Annotated in this window: 1 protein-coding gene; it reads right to left on the bottom strand. The window is 31.1% G+C overall.

From position 1 onward, the window contains the following. Positions 1-335: 335 nt before the first annotated feature. The coding region (locus V3W49_RS23000; protein ID WP_500148300.1) for a hypothetical protein at positions 336-541 on the bottom strand (206 nt) is incomplete at its 5' end.

The following is a 541-nucleotide window of genomic DNA, read 5'->3' on the forward strand; positions in this document are numbered from 1 at the left end:
GGAATAAGATATGAAGTACTTGTGTAGAACCTGTAAAAGAAAATGTGATGATATTCCAAAACATTTGATGACAGTACACAATTTTTCAAAAACAATTGTGGAATCCCACCTCAAAGTCAACCCAAATAGTTTTAACAATTCCTTTGAAAAATTAGAATAATCAAATCTAAGAATTTTCAGAATTTAATAAATGTCAATAATGACAATCTTAAATCTAAGTAAATGCCTAATTACGACATTTATTTCAGCTAAGAATTAGGAATTTTCAGGATTAACAGTTCGTATCAAATGTTAACAGTTTTAATGAAATGTAAGTCACTCGTAAAAAATATTCCCTAGTCATAAATCATGAGGTTCTTTTCCTCAAGTAGATTATGAAGTTGGTTTACAGAACGATACACATCCTTTTCGGTTTTACCACCTGTACATACTAATTTGCCAGAAGAAAAAATCAGAATTACGGTTTTCGGATCTAACATCCTATGTATCAAACCTGGAAATTGTTCTGGCTCGTACATACTTCTTGGCAACGTTCTTGCAG

Origin of the sequence: Rosenbergiella sp. YN46, assembly GCF_036620675.1 — a bacterium.
In the GTDB taxonomy this organism is placed as follows: Bacteria; Pseudomonadota; Gammaproteobacteria; order Enterobacterales; family Enterobacteriaceae; genus Jejubacter.